Raw genomic sequence first — 17,137 nt, 5'->3', positions numbered from 1 at the left:
CATGTCTGAGCCGAAATCCAGCGTTCGTCCCGCATCCCGACCGAAACCGGCCCTGGATGCAGTGATGGCGGACAAAAGCGGGAACCCGCTGCGGCGTGCCCTATGGCTCGACGCGCTGGACCGTCAGTTGCGCCCCCAGTTGCCGCCACCTCTGCGCAGCCGTTGCCGGCTGGCCAATGTGGACGGGGAACACCTCGTTTTTCTCGTCGAGTCCCCGGTCTGGCATGCCAAGTTGCGGCTTGCCGAAGCCCAGTTGCTCGACGCGGCCCGGTCCATCGGGCTGAAGGCCACCAAGGTGACCGTCAAGACTGCGTCTCCCACTCCCACGCGCTCCCCAGCGCTCGACAACCGGAATGGACCCCACGCAGTTTCAGCCGCCACGCACAAAGGGCTACGCGACGCCTTGGCAGCTCTGCAGGACCTTCCTTCGAAACCGAAGCGGGAAACCTGAAAGCAGCGGAGCGTCCTGCTCCACTCCCCGTCGCGCGTGTCACCGCTGCGTGAAACATTTCGGGGGCCGGGTCGCATCCTAGCTGGCCCCGGTGGGGCAGTCGTTAGATTGTTGTTAAAACAACGTTAAATTCAGGCTTCGGATCCAACAGGTTCACAAAACCGTGACCTCGGCCCTACCGTCGCGTCACCGACTGCGCCAGTGCGCCAGGCAACACCGGAAACGCAAACGCCGCCCTGGGAGGCGGCGTTTTTGTCTTTAAAATCAATACCCTGTGGAATCAAGCATAGGCCGGCGTGGCATACACCACGGGGTCCGCAACCGCCGGCGAGTCGTAAGTGACCCATTCCCAGGCGGTAGCATCGGCCATCAATGCCCGTACCAGCTTGTTGTTGAGCGCGTGACCGGACTTGAAGCCCTCGTAGGCACCCAACACCTGGCCGCCGGCCAGATAAAGGTCGCCGATCGCGTCGAGGATCTTGTGGCGCACGAATTCGTCCGCGTAGCGCAGGCCGTCTTCGTTGAGCACGCGGAACTCGTCGAGCACGATGGCGTTGTCCATCGAACCGCCCAGGCCGAGATTGCGCTCGCGCATGTATTCCAGGTCGCGCATGAAGCCGAAGGTGCGCGCACGGGAAATTTCCTTGGTGTAGGCCATCGTCGAGAACTCGATTTCCTGGCGCGACTGCTTGGCCGGGATCATCGGGTGGTCGAACTGGATGGTGAAGCCCAGCTTGTAACCCTCGTAGGGCGTGAAGCGGGCCATCTTGTCGCCCTCGGTCACTTCCACGGTCTTCAGTACGCGGATGAAGCGCTTGGGCGCGTCCTGTTCCACGATGCCTGCCGACTGCAGCAGAAACACGAACGGGCCGGACGAACCGTCCATGATCGGCAGCTCGGCTGAGGACAGTTCGACGATGATGTTGTCCACACCCAGGCCGGCCAGGGCCGACATCAGGTGTTCGACGGTCTGGATCTTGGCGTCGTTGCAGGTCAGCCCGGTGCACAGCGTCACTTCGGTGACCAGCTCAGCCTTCGCAGGCACTTCCACCACCGGGTCCAGGTCCACGCGCCGGAACACGATGCCATGGTTGACCGGCGCCGGGCGCAGGGTCATGTAGACCTTGTCGCCGCTGTGCAGGCCTACGCCGGTGGCGCGGATCGTGTTCTTGAGGGTGCGTTGCTGGATCATGGGGGGACGGCCGGAAGTGACACATTAGATTAACACGCAGGGTCCCCTACCCCGGCTGAAACGCCGGCAGGACACACCGGCGCGCCGGTAGGACGCGCGTGAAGCAGGGCGGCCGGGCCCATCCTGGCCCGGCGCCCGCGTTTTCAGGACATGGTGGCGCAACCCGGGGGGGACAAGCCCCGGGCAGCGTCGATCAGTCCGCCTGGCGGCGCAGGAACGCCGGGATGTCCAGGTAGTCGTTCGGCAGCTCCGCCGCGGCCGGGGCCGAGGAGGCCGGAGCCGACGGGGTGGAAGCTGCCACGCTGTCGCTGCTGGCCCGACGCAGGCCCAGGCCCATGCCGCCGACGGCCTTGGACACGGCATCGCCGCCGTTGTCGAACTCGCCGAACTCCGGCTGGCCGGTGGTGGCGTTGCGGACCAGCTTGATCGGTGCACGCTCACCCGGACGCTGGGTCTTGCTGGCCGAGACGCGGTTCAGGCCCGTGGCGACCACGGTCACGCGCACTTCGTCCTGCATGTCCGGATCGAGCACGGTACCCACCACCACGGTCGCGTCTTCCGAAGCGAAGCCGTCGATGGTGCGGCCGATCTCGTCGAACTCGGCCATGGTGAAGTCGGCACCGGCGGTGATGTTGACCAGGATGCCGTTGGCGCCAGCCAGGTTCACATCGTCCAGCAGCGGGTTCTGGATGGCCGACTCGGCCGCGGCCTGCGCGCGGTCATCGCCGCGGGCGGTACCGGTACCCATCATCGCCAGGCCCATTTCGGACATGACGGTGCGCACGTCGGCGAAGTCGACGTTGATCAGGCCCGGACGCACGATCAGGTCGGCGATGCCCTGCACGGCGCCCTGCAGCACGTCGTTGGCGGCACGGAAGGCCTGGATCATGGTCGCGTTGCGACCCAGCACGGTGATCAGCTTCTCGTTGGGGATGGTGATCAGCGAGTCGCAGTGCTGGCTCAGTTCTTCAATGCCCTTCAGCGCGACCTGCATGCGGCGGCGGCCTTCGAACGGGAACGGCTTGGTGACCACGGCCACGGTCAGGATGCCCATTTCCTTGGCCAGCTGTGCCACCACCGGCGCAGCGCCGGTACCGGTGCCACCGCCCATGCCAGCGGTGATGAACACCATGTCCGCGCCCTGCAGCGCGTCCATGATGCGCTCACGGTCTTCCAGCGCAGCCTGGCGGCCGACTTCCGGATTCGCGCCTGCGCCCAGGCCCTTGGTGACATTGGTACCCAGCTGCAGCTGCAGCTTGGCACCGCAATTCTTGATGGCCTGCGAGTCGGTGTTGGCGGTGATGAATTCCACGCCATCCACTGCCGAGTTGACCATGTGCGCCACGGCATTGCCGCCGCCGCCGCCCACGCCAACCACCTTGATCACCGCATTGGGTGCCATCTTTTCGATCAGTTCAAAATGCGCCATGTCCGTGTCCTCGTTGTATCCGCTTTCGATTGCATGGGCGTTCGGGCGTCCTGCCTTCGTGCTGCATGCCGTCGTTGCGGCTGTGTGGGTTATGTGTTGCCGGTGTTGCGTCGTGTTGCCGGTGTTGCAACCGGGCGAGCCCGGGTCGTGCAGGTCCCGCGTCAGAATTCGCCGCGGAACCAGGTCTTGAGTTTCTTGAACATGCTTCCAGCGCGACCGGTCGGCAGCGACGGCCGGCGCGGATGCTCGATCTGGCTGCCCATCAGCAGCAGGCCCACGCCGGTGGCATGCACCGGGTTGCCCACCACTTCGCCCAGGCCGGTAACGTGCTGCGGGATGCCCACGCGTACCGGCATCTGCAGCATTTCCTCGGCCAGTTCGACCACGCCTTCCATCTTCGAGGCACCACCGGTCAGCACCATGCCGGCGCGCACCAGTTCCTCGAAGCCGGAGCGGCGCAGTTCGGCCTGCACCATTTCGAAGATCTCTTCGTAGCGGCCCTGCACTGCCTGCGCCAGCGCGTGGCGCGGCATGCGGCGCGGCGGACGATCACCGACCGACGGCACCTGGATGCTTTCCTCGGCGGTGGCCAGCTGGGCAAGGGCGCATGCATAGCGCACCTTGATCTGCTCGGCTTCCGGGGTCGGCGTGCGCAGCATGTGCGCGATGTCGTTGGTCACGTGGTCGCCGGCGATCGGCAGCGAGGCGGTGTGGCAGATCGCGCCCTGCACGAACACTGCGATGTCGGTGGTACCGGCGCCCATGTCGACCAGCACCACGCCCAGCTCGCGCTCGTCGGCGGTCAGCACCGCCACGCTGGATGCCAGCGAGGACAGCACCAGGTCGTCCACCTGCAGACCGCAGCGCTGCACGCACTTGCTGATGTTGGCCGCGGCCGACTGCGCGCACACCACCAGGTGCGCATGCACCTCCAGGCGCACGCCGGTCATGCCGACGGGGTTGCGGATGCCTTCCTGCGAATCATCCAGCACGTACTCGCGCGGGATCGCATGCAGGATCTTCTGGTCGGCCGGAATCGCCACTGCCTTGGCCGCATCGAGCACGCGATCCAGGTCGCCCCAGGTCACTTCACCGTCGCGGATCGGCACGATGCCGGGCGAGTTCTTGCACTGCACGTGGTTGCCGGAGATGGAGGCATACACCGAGCGGATCTCGCAGCCGGCCATCAGCTCGGCTTCTTCGACCGCGCGCTGGATCGATTGCACGGTCGATTCGATATCCACCACCACGCCGCGCTTGAGGCCGCGCGACTCGTGCGAGCCGATGCCGATCACTTCGATCGGGTTGCCCGGCGAATACTCGCCCACCAGCGCCACCACCTTGGAGGTGCCGATATCCAGGCCGACGATCAGCGATTTGTCACCCTTGCGATTCATGTTCTTTCCTGCGTCCTTCTTGCCGGGGTGCCCGGTGCATTGGCGGGGGCGGCCGGAGTGCCCCAGCTCAGCGTGAAACCATTGGTATATCGGAGGTCGGCGCGCTCGATCGGCGCGGCCTGGTTGGCCAGCTGCGGCAGCACGCGCACGAAGCGCTGCAGGCGCGAACGCGCGTCGTCGCGGCCGACCACCACTTCAGTGCCGTTGCTCAGCAACAGCGACCAGCTGCCGCGGGCGTCCATGGTCAACCGGCGTACGTCGACGCCAGCCGGCGCGAACAGCGCGCGCGAATCGTTGTAGAGCTTGACCACTTCTTCGGTCTGGCTGTCCGGGCCATCCAGCTCGGGCAGCTGCAGGTCGGCCAGCTTCTTGGGCGTGGGGAACAGTTTGCCCTGCTCGGACAGCAGGCGATCTTCGCCCCAGCGCGCGAACGGCTTGTGCTCGACCAGCGTCACTTCCAGCACGTCCGGCCACTGCTTGCGCACCTGCGCGCTTTCCACCCACGGCAGCTTTTCCAGTGCGTCCTGCGCGTCCTGCAGCTTCACCGCGAAGAAGCCGGCATGTGCATACGGCAGCAGCACCTGCTGCAGCTGTTCCGGCGGCACGCGCTTGAACTCACCGTGCACGCGCAGCTTCGCCAGCGGCCAGCGCTCGGCGCCGACCCAGCCATTGACCACGGCCACCACCGGCAGTGCAACCACCGACAGTGCCAACAGCCAGACGAAGATGCGCAGCACCGCGTTCATGCGTGCGATGCCTCCAGGGTCTGTTCCAGCACGCGCCACACCAGCTCTTCGAAGCTGATGCCGGCCTGCCCGGCCGCCTTGGGCACCAGCGAGTGGCTGGTCATGCCCGGCGCGGTGTTCACTTCCAGCAGGAAGAAGCGGCCGCTGCTGCGGTCACGCATCACGTCCACGCGACCCCAGCCACTGCAACCGGCCGCGCGGAAGGCCGCCAGCGCGATGCGGCGGATCTCGTCTTCGTCATCTCCATCCAGGCCCGGGCACAGGTACTGGGTGTCTTCGGCGATGTACTTGGCGTTGTAGTCGTACCACTGGCCCTTGGGCACGATGCGGATCGACGGCAGCGCGACATCGCCGAGGATGGCCACGGTCAGTTCGTCACCGACCACCATCTGTTCCATCAGCAGCTGGCCGTCGTAGCGCGCGGCCAGGGCCACCGCTTCGTCCAGGCCGGCGTCGTCGGTGACCCGGCTGATGCCCACGCTGGAGCCTTCGTTGGCCGGCTTGACCACCACCGGCAGGCCGAGTTCGGCCGCCAGCGCATGGACATTCTTTTCGGCCGCTCCCGGCATCCTGCCTCCCGCGGCACTCGTACCTCCGTGTACTTCGCGGTACTGCGGGGTCGGCAGGCCCAGTGACAGCCACACCTGCTTGGTGCGGATCTTGTCCATGCTCAACGCCGAGCCCAGCACGTTGGAGCCGGTGTAGGGCACGCCGAAGGCCTCCATCAGGCCCTGCACGATGCCGTCCTCACCACCACCGTTGTGGCCGTGCAGGATGTTGAACACGCGATCGATGCCGCCGGCCGCCAGCGCCTTGGCCAGCGCCGGAATGCCATCGATGGCGACGGCGTCGACGCCGCGCGACTGCAGGGCTTCGAGCACGTTGCGGCCCGAATCCAGCGACACTTCGCGTTCGCTGGAGCTGCCGCCGAGCAGCACGGCGACGCGGCCGAACACGGCCGGGTCGGTGCTGCGCAGCGGCGGGAAGGTCAGCGTGCTCACGCCTCGCCCTCCGCCTTGAAGCCTTCCACTGCAATGTGGCTGGCGACGGCGCCGATGTCGCCGGCCCCCATCATCAGCAGCAGATCACCGTCCTGCAGCACGTCCGGCAGCACGGTGGCCAGCTCGGATGCCTTGCCCACCACCACCGGCTCGCTGCGGCCACGCGCACGGATGGCGCGGGCCAGCGCATGCGAATCGGCGCCGGCGATCGGCTCTTCACCGGCCGGGTAGACCTCGCTCAGCACCAGCGCATCGACGCTCGACAGCACGGCGGCGAACTTGTCGAACTGATCGCGGGTACGGCTGTAACGGTGCGGCTGGAAGGCCACCACCAGACGCTTGTCCGCCCAGCCGCCACGTGCAGCGGCGAACACCGCTTCCAGCTCGCTCGGATGGTGACCGTAGTCGTCGATGATGCGGACCTTGGCGCCGTTGGCGGTGGTCACTTCGCCCAGATCGTTGAAGCGGCGACCGACACCAGCGAAGCTGGCCAGTGCGCGCGCGATCGTGTCCGGAGACACACCCAGCTGCCAACCCACCGCCGCAGCGGCCAGCGCGTTGAGCACGTTGTGCTTGCCCGGCAGCGCAAGTACCACTTCCTGGCTGGTGCCCTGCGGCAGGCGCAGGGTGAAGCGCATGCGCGAACCTTCCTGCACCACGTTCTCGGCGCGCACGTCGGCCTGCGGGCTCATGCCGTAGCTCATCACGTGGCGCGGGGTCTTGGCGGCCAGTGCGGCCACTTCCGGATCGTCGATGCACAGCACCGCCAGGCCGTAGAACGGCAGGCGCTGCAGGAACTCGGCGAACGCCGCCTGCACGCGGGCGAAGTCGTTGCCGTAGTTCTCCAGATGATCGGAATCGATGTTGGTGATGATCGACATCAACGGATTCAGGCGCAGGAAGCTGCCGTCGCTTTCGTCGGCCTCGGCCACCAGCCACTGGCCACCGCCGAGCTTGGCGTTGGCACCGGCCGCCAGCAGCTGGCCACCGATCACGAAGGTCGGGTCCAGCCCACCCTCGCTCAGCACCGCAGCGGTCAGGCTGGTGGTGGTGGTCTTGCCGTGGGTGCCGGCCACGGCGATGCCGCGGCGGAAGCGCATCAGTTCGGCCAGCATTGCCGCGCGCGGCATGATCGGAATGCGCTGGCTGCGCGCTTCCATCAGCTCCGGGTTGTCTTCGCGGATCGCGCTGGAGACCACCACGCAGTCGGTGCCCAGCACGTTGGCAGCGGAATGGCCGCGCATGATGCGCGCGCCCAGGCCGGCCAGGCGACGGGTGGCAGCGTTGTCGGCGTTGTCCGAACCGGACACTTCATAACCCAGCGTCAGCATCACTTCGGCGATGCCGCTCATGCCGGTGCCGCCGATGCCGACGAAATGCACGCGCGGGAACGCGCGCACCAGATCGTTGGTGTCATGCAGGCGGCGGATCATGCGCGGCCTCGCGCAGGGCAGGCGCTGGAGCGTGCCTTCTTCATACAGCTTCCTCGAGAATGATATCGGCGATGCGCTCGGCGGCATCGACCTTGGCCAGGGCACGCGCGGCTTGCGCCATCTGCATGCGGCGGGCGGGATTTTCGGACAGATCACGCAGCAGCGCGGCAATGCCGTCTGCCAGCGTTTCGTCCTGCTTCAGCAATACGGCTGCATCGCGCTCGACCAGGTACTCCGCATTGCGGGTCTGGTGATCGTCGACAGCAGCGGGGAATGGCACCAGCACGCTGCCGATGCCGACCGCGCAGAGTTCGGCCAGCGTCGACGCGCCGGAACGGCACACCACCAGGTCGGCCCAGGCGAAGGCTTCGGCCATGTCGGCGATGAACGGTGTGACCTCGCCCTGCACGCCGGCCTTGGCATAGGCCTCGACCGCTTCGGCATGCAGCTTCTCGCCGCTCTGGTGACGCACCACCACCGGCACCTGCGCACCCAGGCTGGCCAGTGCCTGCGGCACGCCACTGTTGAGCGCGCGTGCGCCCTGGCTGCCGCCCAGCACCAGCAGGCGCAGCGGACCGCTGCGATCGGCCAGCCGCTGCTGCGGCGGCGCGACGGCGGCGATTTCGGCGCGCACCGGATTGCCCACGAACTCCTCGCGTGCAGCGAAGGTGCCAGGGAAACCGGTCAGCAGGCGGCGCGCGTAGCGCGACAGGATGCGGTTGGTCAGGCCCGGCGCGCGGTTCTGTTCGTGCACGATCAGCGGCAGGCCGTGCAGGCGCGCGGCCATGCCACCGGGGCCGGAAGCGAAGCCACCGAAGGCGACCACCGCACGCGGCTGGCGATCACGGATGATCAGCCCGGCCGCACGCAACGCGCGCATCAACCGCCACGGCGCGGCCAGCAGGGCCAGCTTGCCCTTGCCACGCAGACCGGTGATGGCCAGCGTATCGATGCGGATGTCGTGCTGCGGAACCAGACGGGTTTCCATGGCGCCATCAGCGCCCATCCAGGTGACCGGTACGCCACGCGCGCGCAGCACGCGGGCCACGGCCAGGCCGGGGAAGATGTGCCCGCCGGTACCACCGGCCAGGATCATCACCGGCCGGGCGTTGTTCTGGACTGCGCTCATCCGAGCCTCCCGAAGGTAGGTTCGACGCGCGACTGCAGGCGGCTGGTGCCACGCACGGCGGCCGGCTCGGCCGCGGCCGGTTCGGCAGCCATCGGCACGTTCTTCGCCACCGGTGCAGCAGAAGGCTCGGCGGCGGCAGGGCCGGCAACATCGTCGGCAGCGCCCATGCGCACGGCCTGGCGGCGCTCGGCGCGCTTCAGTTCATAGGACACGCGCAGCAGCAGGCCCATCGCCACGCAGGTCATCAGCACCGACGAACCACCCGACGAAATCAACGGCAGGGTCAGGCCCTTGGTCGGCAGGATGCCCAGGTTCACGCCGATCGAAACGAAGGTCTGCATGCTGATCCACAGGCCGATGCCGAAGGCGATGTAACCGGAGAAGTGGCGCTTCATTTCCACGCAGCGCATGCCCAGCCAGAAGGTGCGGCCGACCAGCAGTGCGTACAGGGCCACGATCACGCAGGTGCCCAGGAAACCGAACTCCTCGGCGGTGACCGAGAAGATGAAGTCGGTGTGCGCCTCGGGCAGGTAGTACAGCTTCTGCACCGAATTGCCCAGGCCAACGCCGGTCCACTCGCCACGCCCCACCGCCATCAGCGCGTTGGACAGCTGGTAGCCGTCGCCCTGCTGGTCGGCCCACGGGTCGAGGAAGGAGGTGATGCGGCGCATGCGGTACGGCTCGATGATCGCCAGCGCGCTCATGCCCACCAGGCCGATCACCACCGGCATCGACATGCGCGGCATGTTCACCCCGCCCAGCACCAGCATGCCGGCGGTGATCGCCAGCAGCAGGGTGGACGAGCCGAAGTCGGGCTGCAGCAGCAGCAGCACCACCAGCGCACCAGCCACGCCCAACGGCTTGAGCATCGCCGGCCAGGTGGCGTTGACCTCGTCGCGGAAACGCACCAGGTAGCTGGACAGCCAGACGATGTAGAGCACCTTCACCGCTTCGACCGTCTGGAACTTGGAGATGCCCAGGTTGATCCAGCGGCGGGCACCGTTGACGCTGCTGCCCAGGCCGGGCACGAACACCACCACCAGCAGCGCGAAGCAGCCCAGCAGCAGCATCTGGTTGTACTGCTCGATGGTCTTCAGCTCGGTACGCGCGGCGAAGATGGCCAACACGATGCCGACCGCCAGGAAGATCAGGTGGCGGTTGAGGTAATAGAACGGGCTGCTCATCAACGCGATCGAGCTGGACGCCACCATCACCACGCCCAGCCCGGTGAGCGCGATCATCGCGCCGAGCAGCCACTTGTCGTAGCTGCCACCGATGGCCTCAAGGCGTGTTGCCTGGTGCGACAGGTCGTTCATCAGCGTACCTTCAACGTGGCCAGGCCGATCAGCACCAGCACGACGGAGATGATCCAGAAGCGCACGATCACGCGCGGCTCAGGCCAGCCCTTCAGTTCGAAGTGGTGGTGGATCGGCGCCATGCGGAACACGCGCTTGCCGGTCAGCTTGAACGAGGCGACCTGGATCATCACCGACAGCGTTTCGATGACGAACACGCCGCCCATGATCACCAGCACCAGTTCCTGGCGGGTGATCACCGCGATGGTGCCCAGCACCGCGCCCAGCGACAGCGCGCCGATATCGCCCATGAACACCATGGCCGGATAGGTGTTGAACCACAGGAAGCCCAGCCCCGCGCCGGCGATCGCCGCACAGATGATGACCAGCTCACCGGCGCCTGGAATCTGCGGGATCTGCAGGTAGTTGGCGAACACTGCGTTGCCCGACGCGTAGGCGAACACGCCCAGCGCGCAGGCCACCAGCACCGTCGGCATGATCGCCAGCCCGTCCAGGCCGTCGGTCAGGTTGACCGCGTTGGAGAAGCCGACGATCCAGAAATAGGCGATGGCCACGAAGCCGATGCCAGCCAGCGGCAGCGCCACCGACTTGAACATCGGGATGTAGAAGGTCAGCGCCGCCGGTACGTCGGCGGTCTGGAACAGGAAGATGCCGGCAGCCAGGCCGAAGATCGACTGCAGCAGGTACTTCCAGCGCGACTTCAGGCCGTTCGGATCGCGACGGACGATCTTGATCCAGTCGTCGTACCAGCCGATGGCGCCGAAGCACAGCATCACCGCCAGCACCAGCCACACGTAGCGGTTGCGCAGATCGGCCCACATCAGCACCGACAGGGTGACGGTGAGCAGGATCAGCGAACCGCCCATGGTCGGCGTACCGGCCTTGGAGAAATGGGTCTGCGGACCATCGGTCCGGATCGGCTGGCCGCCCTTGAACTGGGCAAGCTTGCGGATCATCGCCGGGCCGAGCCACAGCGACAGGAACAGCGCCGTCAACGCGGCAAGGATGGCGCGGAACGTCTGGTAGTTGAACAGCCCGAACAGGCTCTCCAACTGCTGCAACCATCGAGCCAGTTCATACAACATGCGGGGATTCCTCTCCTTGCGCCAGCAGCGCTTTGACAATCGTGTCCATGGCGCTGCCACGGGAACCCTTGACCAGGCAGCGCACGCCGGCGTGCAGCGCTTCCTTCAACGCCTGCGACAGCGCGTCATGGGTGGTGAAATGATGTCCGCCCTCGCCAAACGCAGCGGCAGCAGCAGCGCTGAGCGGGCCCAGCGCATACAGGCGCTTGAGGCCGGCGGCACGCGCGCGGATACCCGCCTGTGCATGCAGCGCCTCGGCATCGGCGCCCAGCTCGCGCATGTCGCCCAGCACCAGCCAGCCCTCTTCCGGGGCGGCGGCCAGCGCGTCGATGGCGGCGGCCAGCGAACCGGGGTTGGCGTTGTAGCTGTCGTCCACCAGAACCGCGCCATTGCGCAGCTGATGGGCGATCTGGCGGCCCGGCACCGGCTGCGCTTCGGCCAGGCCGGTGGCCACCAGTGACAGTTCGATGCCGGCGGCAAGCGCCAGGCTGGCGGCGGCCAGCGCATTGCTGATGTTGTGGCGGCCCGGCAGGCCCAGCACCACGCCCGCCTCGCCCATCGGCGTGACCAGGGTGAAGCGGCTGCCCTGCGCACCGGCACGGATGTCACGCGCGGTGACGTCGGCGGTGTGTTCCAGGCCATAGCGCAGCACCCGGCAACGTGCCGGGGTACCGATGAAATGCTGTTCGAACCAGCGCCCGTAGGCGTCGTCGACGTTGATCACGGCCACGCCATCGGCCGGCAGTGCGGCGTAGATCGCGCCCTTTGTCACGGCCACGCCGAACAGGCTGCCCATCCGCTCCAGGTGGGCCGAGGCGATGTTGTTCACCAGCGCGTAGCGCGGGCGTGCGATGTCGGTCAGGTAGGCGATGTCGCCCGGCTTGCCAGCGCCCATCTCGTAGACGGCGTAGTCGGCATCTTCCGGTGCGTCGATCACCGCCAGCGGCAGGCCGATCTCGTTGTTGCGGTTGCCCGGGTTGGCGTAGACCACCTTGTGCGCGTGCTGGGCCACCTGCTGCAGGATCGCCAGCAGCAGGCTCTTGACGCTGGTCTTGCCGTTGCTGCCGGTGATGGCGAACAGTTCGGTCGCACGGTCGCGCTGCATGCCGGCGGCGATCTTCGCCAGCGCGCGCTCGCTGTCGGCCACCAGCACCTGCGGCAGGTCCAGCGGCAGCAGGCGCTCGACCAGCAGCGCGCTGGCGCCACGTGCCTGCGCGTCAGCGGCGAAGTCATGGCCGTCGAAGCGTTCGCCACGCAGCGCCACGTACAGGCTGCCCGGGCCAAGGCTGCGGGTATCGTTGCTGATGGCGTCGATGGCCACGTCGTCGCCGTGGATCTCGCCACCGGCCCAGTGCGCGATCAGCGAAAGCAGGGTGCGCTTCATGCCGCGCCCTCCCCGGTCTGGGCTGCTAGAACACCGGCCTTCGCAGCCAGTGCGGCAGCGGCCACTTCGGTGTCGTCGAAGTCATGCCGCACGCCATTCACTTCCTGGTAGGGCTCGTGGCCCTTGCCGGCAATCAGGATGATGTCGCCGTCACCGGCGCGCTTCACCGCCAGGCCGATCGCACGCGCGCGGTTACGCTGCACGGTCACGGCAGAGGCATCGGTGAAACCAGCCAGGATGTCGGCCAAGATCACGTCGCCATCTTCGCCACGCGGGTTGTCATCGGTGACGATGACCTGGTTGGCCAGGCGCTCGGCAATGGCTGCCATCTGCGGGCGCTTGCCGGTATCGCGCTCGCCACCGCAGCCGAACACGCAGAACAGCGTGCCCTGCAGGTGGCCGTGCAGGCTGTCCAGCGCCTGTTCGAGCGCGTCGGGGGTATGTGCGTAATCAACCACCACGGTGGGCAGGCCGTCTTCGCCGCCCAGGCGGTTCATGCGGCCACGGATCGGCTGCAGTGCCGACAGCACCTCGGCGATGCGCGGCAATGGGTGGCCCAGCGCATGCAGGCTGCCGGCCACGGCCAACAGGTTGTCCACGTTGAAGCGGCCCAGCAGCGGCGACTGCACCGCAGCGCGCTGGCCGTCGATGACCAGTTCGAAACCGATGCCGCGGCCATCCAGCTGCAGCGCTTCGGCGCGCACGCTGGCACCGTCGGCACCACGCGAGCTCAGGCCGATGGCCTGCACGCCCGCCGGCAGGCCGGCGAACAACTGGCGACCGAACGCATCGTCAAGATTGATCACCGCCGCCTTCAGGCCCGGGCGATGGAACAACCGCGCCTTGGCCGCGCCGTAGCTGGCCATGTCGCCGTGGTAATCAAGGTGATCGCGGGTGAGATTGGTGAACACCGCCACGTCGTAGTGCACCGCATCCACACGGCCCTGGTCCAGCGCATGCGAGCTGACTTCCATCGCCACCGCGCGCGCGCCATCGTCGCGCAGCTGCGCCAGTAGTGCATGCATCTGCAGCACCAGCGGGGTGGTGAAACCGGTCGGCTCGACCGCACCATAAAGTCCGGCGCCCAACGTGCCGATACTGCCACTGGGCGTACCGAGCAGGTGCCAGGCCTGGGCCAGCAGCTGCACGGTGGAGGTCTTGCCGTTGGTGCCGGTCACGCCAACCATGGTCATCGCCCGCGAAGGCGCGCCATGGAACTGGTCGGCCATCGCCCCCAGACGCGCACGCAGGTCCGGCACGGCGATGGCATCGGCCGGTGCAGGCAGCTCGGCAGGCGCCGGCGCTTCGAACAGGATCGCGCCGGCACCGGCAGCACGCGCCTGCTCGACAAAGCCCAGGCCATGCGCGCCGAAACCGGCGATGGCAACGAAAGCATTGCCGGGGCGCACGGCACGGCTGTCCAGCACCAGGCCGGTCAGAACGGGATCATGGCCCGCCAGGGCCACGTCCGGAAGCAACTGCGAAAGCAACATCGAAGGGCTCATTGCGTGCCTCCCGTCGCGGGCGGCACATGGGGGTGCGCGCTGGGCAGCGCAGCATCGAATTCAGCGGCGGCATCCACCGGCAGTGCGGCTTCGGCCGGCGGCACCGGCAGCACCGAGGCCGAATGGCCGATCTTTCCGGACTGCTGGGCAGCCAGCCACGACTGCAGGTCATCCAGCGGCACGTCCATCAGGCGCAGGGTGCCTTCCATCACGTTGTGATAGACCGGCGCCGACACCAGGCCGCCGTAGAACTTGCCGCCCTGCGGATCGTTGATGACGATGACGGTGGCAAAACGCGGATTGGTAGCCGGCACCACGCCGGCGAACAGCGCGTTGTAGTGGCCGCGCTCGTAGCCACCGGGGCCGGTCTTGCGCGCGGTACCGGTCTTGCCGGCCACGCGATAGCCCAGCACCGCCGCCTGCTTGGCGCCGCCCTGGGTGACCACCGTTTCCATCATCGCCACCACCTGCTTGGCGACGTTCTCGTCGATGATCTGCTGGCCTTCGTTGCGCTGGCCCTTCACGAACGTCGGCGCGATCAGCTTGCCGCCGTTGGCCAGCGCCGAGTACGCGGTGGCGATCTGCAGCGGCGTGACATTCAGGCCATAGCCGTAGGACATGGTCGTCTTGGTGGTGCCCGACCAGCGGGCCGGACGCAGCACCACGCCACCGGACTCACCCGGGAAACCGCTGTGCGGGACCGAGCCGTAGCCGAAACGGCGCACACCGTCGTAGAACACCTGGTCGGGCATCTTCGCGGCGACCTTGGCCGCACCCACGTTCGAGCTGCGGGTGATCACGCCGGTGACGTTCAGCACGCCGTTGTTGCGCGGCACATCGCGGATGGTGAAACGCCCCAGGGTCATGTAACCCGGGTTGGTATCGATGACGGTGTCCTTGGTCACCGCACCGGCCTGCAGCGCGGTGGCGATGGTCAGCGGCTTCATCGTCGAGCCCGGCTCGACCAGATCGGTCACCGCACGGTTGCGGCGCGTGTCCGGCTGTGCGTTGGTCAGCGAATTGGGGTTGTAGGTCGGCAGGTTGACCATGGCCAGGATCTCGCCGGTGGTCACATCCATGATCACCATCGAGCCGCCGGCCGCCTTGTTGGCCACCAGCGCGTTGCGCAGTTCCTTGAAGGCCAGGTACTGGATGCGGCGGTCGATGCTGAGGGTCAGATCCTTGCCCGGCTCGGCCGCACGCAGCAGATCGCTTTCGACCGTTTCGCCCTTGCGGTTGCGGATCACCCGCTTGCCGCCGGGCTTGCCACGCAGCCATTCGTCGAAGGCCAGCTCCAGGCCTTCCTGGCCGCGGTCATCGATGTTGGTGAAGCCGAGCACGTGCGCCATCGCTTCACCCTGCGGGTAGAAACGGCGGAACTCGCGCTGTGCCGCCACGCCCGGAATCTTCAGTGCGACCACGCGCTCTGCCTCGTCCGGATTGATCCGGCGACGCAGGTACATGAATTCCTTGTCCGACTTCTGCGACAGGCGGCTGCTCAGCTCGTCCACCGACATGCCCACCGCCTGTGCCAGCTCGGGGATGCGCTCGGGCGAACGCAGCAGGTCCTGCGGGTTCACCCAGATCGAGGCGACCGGCGTGGACACCGCCAACGGCTCGCCGTTGCGGTCGGTGATCATGCCGCGCGAGGTCTTGATCGGAAGCTCGCGCAGGTAACGCGCTTCGCCCTGGCGCTGGTAGAAGTCGCTGTTGATGATCTGCACGTAGGCCGCGCGACCGACCAGCGACACCGAGCACAGACCGAGTGCCAGGGCTACCCAGCGCAGGCGCTGGCGCAGGTTGAAGGCGTTGCGGGGACGGTTGCGGCCGGTCTTGCTCATGGGCGCACCACCACCACGTCGGCGGCTTCGGGGAACTTCATGCCAAGCTTTTCGCGGGCGATGCTGTCCACGCGATTGGCTTCGGCCAGGGTCGCCTGCTCCAGCTGCAGGCGGCCGAATTCGATGTTCAGGTCATCGCGCGCGCGCTCGGCGCGCGACAGCTCGATGAACGTCTGCCGGTGACGGTGACGCACGAACACGACGCCGATCGCCGAGGCCACGGTGCAGGCCAACAGGATGATCAGCAGCAGCCGGCTCATGCATCGGCCTCCCGCTTCTGGGCCACACGCAGCACGGCGCTGCGGGCGCGCGGGTTCATCGCCAGTTCTTCGTCGGTGGCCTTGATGGCGCCGCCGATCAGGTCCAGGGTCGGCACGAAGGCCTGCGCCTCGGGCAGCCGGCGGTTGGCCGGCGGTGCCTTGGCCAGGCGGTTCATGTACTGCTTGACGATGCGGTCTTCCAGCGAGTGGAAGCTGATGACCGCCAGCCGGCCACCGGGCTTCAGGCGCTCCACCGCCGCGTCCAGGCCGGCTTCGAGGTCGGCCAGTTCGCGGTTGATGTGGATGCGGATGGCCTGGAAGCTGCGCGTGGCCGGGTGGATCTTGTCCTTGCCGCGCGGCATCACCGAGGCGATCAGCTCGGCCAGCTCGGCGGTACGGGTGAACAGCTGCTTTTCGCGGCGGGCCACGATGGCGCGGGCGATACGCCGGCTCTGCCGCTCTTCGCCGTAGGTCCACAGCACGTCGGCGATTTCGCGATCTTCCACGCGGTTGATCCACTGCGCAGCGCTTTCGCCACTGTCCGGGTCCATGCGCATGTCCAGCGGGCCGTCCTTGCCGAAGCTGAAACCACGCTCGGCCACATCCAGCTGCGGCGAGGACACGCCAAGGTCGAACAGCACACCATCCAGGCCTTCGGCGGTCTCGTTCCACTGCAGCAGCTGGGCGAAGCTGCCGCGGAAGATCGACACGCGCGGGTCCGGCGCGAAATCGCGCTCGGCAACGGCAATGGCTTCCGGATCCTTGTCCATGACCAGCAGGCGTCCCTCGGGACCGAGCTGGGTGAGCACGCCACGTGCATGACCGCCACGACCGAACGTGCCATCCAGATAACGTCCGTTTTCGATCACCCTCAGGCCTTCCAGGACCTGGGTGTACAGGACCGGCAGATGCACCGCCGGCGACTGCGACACCGGAAGGTGACCGGTCTGCGCTTCTGGGCGCATCCG

At 67.3% G+C, this 17,137-nt stretch carries 14 protein-coding genes and 1 pseudogene; 1 reads left to right on the top strand and 14 read right to left on the bottom strand.

From position 1 onward, the window contains the following. Position 1: 1 nt before the first annotated feature. Positions 2-451, top strand: coding sequence for a DciA family protein (locus AC07UW_RS00385; protein WP_025876573.1), 450 nt, complete (start codon positions 2-4; stop codon positions 449-451). Positions 452-731: 280 nt separating this feature from the next. Here the strand turns inward: AC07UW_RS00385 and lpxC are convergent, their stop codons facing one another. The 14 genes and pseudogenes from lpxC to rsmH form a co-directional block, all read right to left on the bottom strand. Next, the gene (lpxC, locus tag AC07UW_RS00380) at positions 732-1,643 is read right to left on the bottom strand and encodes a UDP-3-O-acyl-N-acetylglucosamine deacetylase (protein ID WP_223494239.1); all 912 of its coding nucleotides are present in this window, start codon (positions 1,641-1,643) and stop codon (positions 732-734) included. A 193-nt stretch (positions 1,644-1,836) separates the two neighbouring features. Next, entirely contained in the window at positions 1,837-3,072 is a 1,236-nt protein-coding gene (ftsZ, locus tag AC07UW_RS00375) for a cell division protein FtsZ (RefSeq protein ID WP_025876577.1), read from the bottom strand. Positions 3,073-3,233: 161 nt separating this feature from the next. After that, positions 3,234-4,469, bottom strand: a complete 1,236-nt coding sequence (gene ftsA / locus AC07UW_RS00370) for a cell division protein FtsA (protein ID WP_025876580.1) — start codon at positions 4,467-4,469, stop codon at positions 3,234-3,236. Between the two features lie 68 nt (positions 4,470-4,537). Next, a pseudogene (locus AC07UW_RS00365) lies at positions 4,538-5,215 on the bottom strand (cell division protein FtsQ/DivIB); the annotation flags it as partial. Further along, the gene (locus tag AC07UW_RS00360; RefSeq protein ID WP_495211210.1) at positions 5,212-6,216 is read right to left on the bottom strand and encodes a D-alanine--D-alanine ligase; all 1,005 of its coding nucleotides are present in this window, start codon (positions 6,214-6,216) and stop codon (positions 5,212-5,214) included. The gene AC07UW_RS00360 and the pseudogene AC07UW_RS00365, both read right to left, overlap by 4 nt. Next, positions 6,213-7,649, bottom strand: a complete 1,437-nt coding sequence (murC, locus tag AC07UW_RS00355; protein ID WP_223494237.1) for a UDP-N-acetylmuramate--L-alanine ligase — start codon at positions 7,647-7,649, stop codon at positions 6,213-6,215. Before murC ends, AC07UW_RS00360 begins: the two co-directional genes overlap by 4 nt. 40 nt (positions 7,650-7,689) lie before the next feature. Beyond that, positions 7,690-8,778 carry an undecaprenyldiphospho-muramoylpentapeptide beta-N-acetylglucosaminyltransferase gene (murG, locus tag AC07UW_RS00350; RefSeq protein WP_495211209.1) on the bottom strand — a complete coding sequence of 363 codons (1,089 nt, stop codon included), beginning with the start codon at positions 8,776-8,778 and terminating at the stop codon, positions 7,690-7,692. Continuing rightward, entirely contained in the window at positions 8,775-10,094 is a 1,320-nt protein-coding gene (gene ftsW, locus AC07UW_RS00345) for a putative lipid II flippase FtsW (RefSeq protein ID WP_025876590.1), read from the bottom strand. Before ftsW ends, murG begins: the two co-directional genes overlap by 4 nt. Next, on the bottom strand, positions 10,094-11,179 hold the full coding sequence (mraY, locus tag AC07UW_RS00340; RefSeq protein ID WP_025876592.1) for a phospho-N-acetylmuramoyl-pentapeptide-transferase: 1,086 nt from the start codon (positions 11,177-11,179) through the stop codon (positions 10,094-10,096). Before mraY ends, ftsW begins: the two co-directional genes overlap by 1 nt. After that, a complete protein-coding gene (locus AC07UW_RS00335; protein WP_495211208.1) occupies positions 11,169-12,563 on the bottom strand; it encodes a UDP-N-acetylmuramoyl-tripeptide--D-alanyl-D-alanine ligase in 1,395 nt (464 codons plus the stop codon). Before AC07UW_RS00335 ends, mraY begins: the two co-directional genes overlap by 11 nt. Continuing rightward, entirely contained in the window at positions 12,560-14,068 is a 1,509-nt protein-coding gene (locus AC07UW_RS00330) for a UDP-N-acetylmuramoyl-L-alanyl-D-glutamate--2,6-diaminopimelate ligase (protein ID WP_495211207.1), read from the bottom strand. Before AC07UW_RS00330 ends, AC07UW_RS00335 begins: the two co-directional genes overlap by 4 nt. Then, positions 14,065-15,909 carry a peptidoglycan D,D-transpeptidase FtsI family protein gene (locus AC07UW_RS00325; protein WP_223494232.1) on the bottom strand — a complete coding sequence of 615 codons (1,845 nt, stop codon included), beginning with the start codon at positions 15,907-15,909 and terminating at the stop codon, positions 14,065-14,067. The genes AC07UW_RS00330 and AC07UW_RS00325 overlap by 4 nt, the downstream gene beginning before the upstream one ends. Continuing rightward, positions 15,906-16,169, bottom strand: a complete 264-nt coding sequence (ftsL, locus tag AC07UW_RS00320; protein WP_025876599.1) for a cell division protein FtsL — start codon at positions 16,167-16,169, stop codon at positions 15,906-15,908. The genes AC07UW_RS00325 and ftsL overlap by 4 nt, the downstream gene beginning before the upstream one ends. Beyond that, positions 16,166-17,134: a 16S rRNA (cytosine(1402)-N(4))-methyltransferase RsmH gene (gene rsmH / locus AC07UW_RS00315; protein WP_495211206.1), complete on the bottom strand. Its 969-nt coding sequence runs from the start codon at positions 17,132-17,134 to the stop codon at positions 16,166-16,168. The genes ftsL and rsmH overlap by 4 nt, the downstream gene beginning before the upstream one ends. Positions 17,135-17,137: the final 3 nt, after the last annotated feature.

The sequence above is a fragment of the Stenotrophomonas sp. GW821-FHT02D01 genome (genome assembly GCF_059421765.1).
This window is presented reverse-complemented; position numbering and strand designations above follow the sequence as displayed.